The sequence below is a fragment of the Rheinheimera sp. genome, from assembly GCF_036568245.1.
In the GTDB taxonomy this organism is placed as follows: domain Bacteria; phylum Pseudomonadota; class Gammaproteobacteria; order Enterobacterales; family Alteromonadaceae; genus Alishewanella.
On record NZ_DATCSY010000290.1, the window covers coordinates 1 to 4,459 of the forward strand.

A 4,459-nucleotide genomic window follows, 5' to 3' on the forward strand; every position below is an offset into this window, starting at 1 on the left:
TGATCACCGCTTCAACGCTAAACCGCGACAACCAAGAGCAAAATCCGGTACAAAGCGGGCTGGTGAACTTAGTAGAACAGTTGCAGTTCAGTCTGACCAGCCATTTGCGTGGCATTTTAGAAATTAATGAAGAAAAATCGTTACTCGATGCCGCTTCGCATCTGAGTCAGGCGGATAAAATACTGTTGGCAGGCTATGGCACCTCGGCTATTGTTGCCCACGATATGCAATTTCGCTTACTGCAACTGGGCAAACTGGCATTACAGCACAGTGATCCGGCCCTGACACTGCAGCTCGCCAGCACACTTAGCAGTAATAGCGTAATGCTGCTGGTATCCGAATCCGGCCAGAACAGTGACTTGCTGAAGTTGGCGCGTTATGCCAAGAACAAAAATATTCCGCTTATCAGCCTGACCAGCTTCAAAGCCAATGCGCTGAGTATGGCCGCTAACACAGCGTTATACGCGCTAAGTGGTGATGAGAACGTGCGGGTAAACCCTATACTGGTACAGCTGGCACAGCAGCACCTGTGCCATATTCTGTATTTACTGTTGTGCCAGCGACAAAACAGCGATCACCAGTTGGAAGAAAGCAGCAAGCTGCTACATATACTGGAACAGCCTTGAGGTTAAAAGGATACCCCTGAGCTGTTCGTTCAGGGCGGTGCAATCTAACGGGCTATGTTAGTTACCCGGCAACATCTCCAGGCCCTCAATAGCCGTAATACCCAACCCCGGCGCATCTTCAATGGTGATATCGGCATCGTGAAACTTCACACTGCTTTTTACCGGATCAAACAAGCACAATGAAGGCCCGTCCAGATCTATTTTGGTAATCACATCTGATTTTGCGACCGCCACATGCACTGCCGCCGCCACACTGACACTGCCTTCCAGCATGCAGCCAATCATGCACTGCATATCGTAAAACGAGCAGATATCAGCAATTTTAATCGCATTGGCAATACCACCGGTTTTCATCAACTTAATATTGATAATGTCGGCCGCGCGCATCTTTATCAGGTCAATCACTTCACGTGGACCAAAGCTGCTTTCATCGGCCATCACCGGCGTATGTACACGTTCAGTAATGTATTTCAGCCCCTCAAGGTCATAGGCTTTAACCGGCTGCTCTACCAGCTCTAGCCGCACGCCCGCATCTTCCAGCTTGTGCAGTGCATATACCGCTTCTTTTGCTGTCCAGCCCTGATTAGCATCGAGCCGGATCAGTGCCTTGCCTTCCACTGCTGCATAAATGGCTTTTACCCGCTCAATATCAACACCTATATCTTTACCCACTTTGACTTTCAGTGTTTCAAAGCCGCGGTCTATCGCCTGCAACGAGTCCGCAACCATCTTATCGATGTAATCAACACTAATGGTAATATCTGTAGTTATTTTAGGTACTCCACCACCCAATACTTTATATAGCGGGGCTTTGTACAGCTGGGCGAATAAATCATAAACCGCTATTTCGACAGCCGCTTTAGCACTGTAGTTTTTCATAATACAGCCCTGGATCAGCCGCACTATATGATTCAAATCAGAGATATCCTGGCCAATCAGCTTCGGTTTTATCACAGTGCGGATGGCTTCGATAATGGAGCCATGGATATCGCCGGTAATCACCGCGGTTGCCGGTGCTTCACCATAACCAACATGGCCGGTATCGGTTTCCACCATCACAATAATGTCTTCAATGGTGTTTACCGTGCGCAAAGCTGTTTTAAACGGTGTTTTCAGAGGCACGCGCAACATACCCAGTTTAATGTCTGTAATTTTCATAGTTGCCCCTGTTAACGCAGTGATTTAATTGCATAGAGCGCGTCGAGGTACGACTGCTCAGTATTAGCATTCAGTGGTAGCATAGGTGTTACCACTACGCCATTTAACGTGCCACGGTATAGCTGGCCGTTCTCTAGCGGATAGATAAGTGTATTAACGTCATGGATCATAAAAGGCTGGTTATCCTGCATACCCAGATACAGCGATACATGGCCAGGGAAATAAAATAAGTCCCCCGGCTTGGCTTTTTGGATAGCGCTCAGTTTATCTTGCGCACCGCTGCTCTGGTCAAAGCGGATATTATCGCCGTAACCCCCTTTGCCCTGTTGCCCGGAGTTGCGCGGCATTAAAAAACCAAAACTGCGGAAAATCTCGGAGATAAAGCCGGTGCAGTCACGGCCGTTGTAGTCGTGGCCCCACCCATAACGTTCACCGAGAAACTTAAACGCCTGCTGCAGAATATTATTGGCGGTAAACGGTAGATAGCCCAAGCTGACATCGGCACTGCGCGGGATCAGCGCTGGCACAAATGCCAGCGAACCATCCGCATTGCGCACCGGCAAAGACACAATATAACTGGCCAGCGGGTTTTGCCCATGCACGTTAAAACCAGTATCCGCTGCATCCATTAGCGCCAGGCGCACGCCCATCTCCAGCTGCAGTTCAGATATGTCTGGCCGCGTTGGTGTGTAAGCAGTGCGAACTGTGGCGCCGGTGACCACCAAAAATGGTTGCCTGCGGGCATAACCCAGTATTTGTTCTTTGCTGCCGGTGGCGATATCTTTTGTCTTAACCCAGCCGGTGTAATTAAAGCTCTGCACCAGTGCCCAGCTGTTATCTGCACTGTAATGCAATATTGCAACGGCATCAGTGGGGAACAGCGCAGTTTCAGCAAAGCGGTCCAAATCCAGATTGGCTTCGCTGTTAAATACCTTATCTTCGGTAGGAAACGCCCTGAGTGCTGTGCGTTTTACTACTAAAGCAAATTGCAGCGGGTTTTGTACCTGCACCTTATCCGTAGCCAGTAATGCACGATATTGTTGCCATTGCTGCTGACTGACTTCGCGGCCATCAGCATAAAACCGGGCGCTGGCAGGTACCTGGCTAACCTTAGCAATAATATTGCTTAGTTCACCTTTACTGAGCGCCTGCGGCAACCGCTCAAGCGGCTGCATTTCACTTTGTACAGCAAAAGCCTGTTTATTGCGCTTGGTTATTTGCTCTGGCGTGAGCAATACCTTATCGCCGGCCGTTAATTTCGTCTGCCAGAATTGGCGACTCATCTGTTCCGGCTGTATTAATGGCACGTCAGAACTAAACTGATTAGCAGACGCTGTGGTCAGTGCCAGCAGGTAACAACCGCACAGCAACCGCACCATATTCTTCATGCCAACTCCTGAATAATTGTTTAATTTCATTACGTTAAATAGCAACAACAGGGCTACAATACAACGTAAAGGAATCAAATATTCCAATAATTTACAAAATTGAGCATAAATTATTTTCCAAAGGAAAGAAATATTGCTATGTTAATTTTGTGCAGAAAACAAACACTACTAAAAAAACGGGCGCGTAGACCCGAATAACGGATAGCACTGAATAAAACAAAATAACGCAACTCCAGGAGAGAGCAATGAAGTCTCAACAGCAAACCTTACATAAACATCGATTAGTCGATGCTGTGCAAACAGCCTTGACTAAACCCGCAAAAGTTTCAGCCGTAGTACTGGCCGGTATGCTGCTTTGCACACCGGCACTGGCGCAACAGGCAGGTGGTATCCGCGGTAAAGTAACGACTGAGCAGGCAACGGGTTCTGTTTCAGGTGTCACCGTCGTAGCAACCAGCCCGGTCATGCCTAAGCCACGCACAGTCCACACACGTGAAGATGGTAGCTTCAATTTGCCGTTGCTGATCCCAGGCCGCTACACCCTGACCATCACTGCAGCTGATGGCAGCGTGCAACAGATGGAAGTCGATGTTCTGCTGGATCAAACCTCCAACGTTAATGTTGCATTACAAAGTCAGACTGGTGATATCGAAGTTATTCAGGTTGTCGGCTCACCATTTTTCGCTCAGCAAGGCAATTCATCGCTGAGTAACTCTCTGGGTTCAGACGTGGTAGAAGCGCTGCCTGTCGGCCAAACCTTCCGCGATATGCTGAAAATCGTGCCTGGCGTGCAATATACCGAAAACGGTACTTTAGGCCCGTCAGCTGGCGGTTCCGGTGCACATAACAAATACGGTTTCGACGGTGTCGATGTGTCAATGCCGTTGTTCGGCAACCTGGCATCTGAGCCTTCAACACACGATATCGAAATGGTGTCGATGGAGCGCGGCGGCGCTAAAGCAGTAGGCTTTAACCGCTCAGGTGGTTTTGCTATCAATACTAAATCAAAATCCGGTACTAACGAGTTTAAAGGCAGCGTTGAATACAAAATTGAAAATAAAAACTTTAGCGCCTCGCCGGAAGATGGTGTAGAAGAGGACACCGATAAAACCTGGATTACCGCCAGCGTTAGCGGCCCCTTGATTGAAGATCAGCTGTTTTTCTATGGTTCTTACTATGGCCCGGAAGAAAAAGGTTCAAATAAAGTGACTGCATACGGCCCTACCAAAGCCTATAAAAGCGATCGCGATGAGTATTTTGGTAAATTAACCTGGGCACCTACTGATG

Annotated in this window: 4 protein-coding genes; 2 read left to right on the plus strand and 2 right to left on the minus strand. The window is 48.4% G+C overall.

Going from position 1 to position 4,459, the window contains the following annotated elements; all coding sequences use genetic code 11:
• The coding region (locus VIN66_RS13120) for an SIS domain-containing protein (protein WP_331924397.1) at positions 1–626 on the plus strand (626 nt) is incomplete at its 5' end.
• Positions 627–683: 57 nt separating this feature from the next.
• Here VIN66_RS13120 and VIN66_RS13125 read toward each other — a convergent pair.
• Together VIN66_RS13125 and VIN66_RS13130 are read right to left on the minus strand one after the other, a co-directional pair.
• Positions 684–1,784, minus strand: coding sequence for a dipeptide epimerase (locus VIN66_RS13125; RefSeq protein ID WP_134052298.1), 1,101 nt, complete (start codon positions 1,782–1,784; stop codon positions 684–686).
• An 11-nt stretch (positions 1,785–1,795) separates the two neighbouring features.
• Entirely contained in the window at positions 1,796–3,172 is a 1,377-nt protein-coding gene (locus tag VIN66_RS13130; RefSeq protein WP_331924398.1) for an SH3 domain-containing protein, read from the minus strand.
• A gap of 245 nt (positions 3,173–3,417) precedes the next feature.
• Here VIN66_RS13130 and VIN66_RS13135 point away from each other — a divergent pair.
• On the plus strand, positions 3,418–4,459 hold a 1,042-nt coding region (locus VIN66_RS13135), incomplete at its 3' end, for a TonB-dependent receptor (protein WP_331924399.1).